Below are 1,745 nucleotides of genomic sequence, written 5' to 3' on the forward strand. Positions count from 1 at the left end.
CATAAACGGACTTAGCAACACATCGATACAAGAAACCACTATCCAAAAAGAAAATGCAAAAATGTCAAAGGAGCAAGAAAAGGCTTTAATTGATTCATATATGCAAAATTTAATAATTGATAATGTTGAAAAATACATCAAAGAAGACAGAAGTAGTGAAAACTGGATAACAGAAACCATAGAGAAGATAGACAATATGCTTTCAAAAAAGTATAGCTATACCATTGATGAAAGGCGAGCTTTATTATCAAAATATCCAGAGACCTTAGAGGAATTTGAGATCAATGTATTACAATCTCACATGGATTGGTTGCTTACCAACTCTGTTGATGGCAAACCAACAATTTCTGGACTGATGGTCGGTATCGGCACAGCAGAACAAGAGGCTGAACTAGAAGATTTTATGAAATCATTTTCTGAAGACACAATGATGAGTAATGATGGTGCTAGATTGTTTGCTAGAGCAGATCTAAGTATAGAAGAGTTTAAGAAGCTTTATAGAGAAGATGTAGAAAAAACTACAAAAGAGCATAAAGAATTTCTGGCTAAACTACACAAAGAAGAACAAGAATACAATGCAAATTTAGCCAAAGAGCAAAGCGAGAAGAAATTTAAACCTATGCAGATTAAAAAGAAGTATGAGACCTATGATATAAACAAGGATCAAAAATTTCTCTATGCAAGAGAGCTTTTAAATTTCAAAGAAAAAAGAGGCATAGACGTCTTAGAGCTTATGCAAAAGATAGATAAGAAGCAAATTTTAAATAAGATGGCTTGATGAATAAAAAATAGCTACTTTGTTTTATTGTAGAAAGCAATGATTGCTCTAAATTTAGTCCTTTTATACGGTTTTATCCACTTTTTTATTTGCGACTTTTTCTAAAATTTCAAATATGCTTTCGCCATTATCGAATTCAGTTTTTATAAATTTGTAAAATTCTTTAAATTTCTCATCGGCTTGCATATCATAAGTTTTAAATTTCTTAGTTACTTGCATAGGCTTAAAGGCTTCTTTTTTTTGCGTGTCAGTTTGATTGTCTTGTTCTTCATGATCGTTTTTCTGATCTATTAGTCCATAATCACCAATCTCTTGCGACATACTCCTATTTATAACTTTAGAATACCTCTCAATAAATTCATCTACACTTATATTAGACGACTCGAGAAGCTTACGACCCTCATTACTAAAAGACACACCAAATCTTTCTAAAGTTTGACGTATCTTTTGTCCTTCTAAATCATTATCTGATTTTTTGCCCCAAATGGTTTGTTTGTTATCATTGTTGGATTTAAAAGCTCCAGTAAAGTTTGTGCTATTGCCCATCACTTTCTTATAATTAACTCTACTCGCGAATTCTTTTCCTTCAAATAGTGAGTTGTTATTTAGATTTGGCGAATAGGTTATATTATTAAGCATTGTTAAGGCCTCACTTTATTTAGATATTCCAGCATCTCTTTCATAGGTTTTAATTCTTTTTTAATGGTATTAATTTGCATTAGAGCATCTTGCTACCACCTATCCAGCAATGCTGTTTTATACACTAACACACATTCAGCTAAAGAATATGAATTCAACCTACTTAGGTTTAATGCTTTTATGGGCTAGAGTATAATCAATAACTAAATAAAGTGAGGCCTTAACAATGCTTAATAATATAACCTATTCGCCAAATCTAAATAACAACTCACTATTTGAAGGAAAAGAATTCGCGAGTAGAGTTAATTATAAGAAAGTGATGGGCAAT

Annotated in this window: 2 protein-coding genes; one reads left to right on the top strand and one right to left on the bottom strand. The window is 31.5% G+C overall.

All coding sequences use genetic code 11. The annotated features are described in order from the left end of the window. Positions 1-778: cell surface protein (locus F3G76_RS10380; RefSeq protein WP_411160719.1), on the top strand; the 778-nt coding region annotated here is incomplete at its 5' end. A 63-nt stretch (positions 779-841) separates the two neighbouring features. Here the strand turns inward: F3G76_RS10380 and F3G76_RS10885 are convergent. Next, positions 842-1,417, bottom strand: a complete 576-nt coding sequence (locus tag F3G76_RS10885) for a Cj0814-related protein (protein WP_223227471.1) — start codon at positions 1,415-1,417, stop codon at positions 842-844. Positions 1,418-1,745 lie beyond the last annotated feature (328 nt).

This window comes from Campylobacter concisus (genome assembly GCF_902460575.1).
Lineage (GTDB): Bacteria > Campylobacterota > Campylobacteria > Campylobacterales > Campylobacteraceae > Campylobacter_A > Campylobacter_A concisus_AW.

What these genes read in the sequence shown, in the direction of transcription:
- F3G76_RS10885 (WP_223227471.1), bottom strand. Translation starts at nt 1,417, where the DNA reads ATGCTTAATAATATAACCTATTCGCCAAATCTAAATAACAACTCACTA.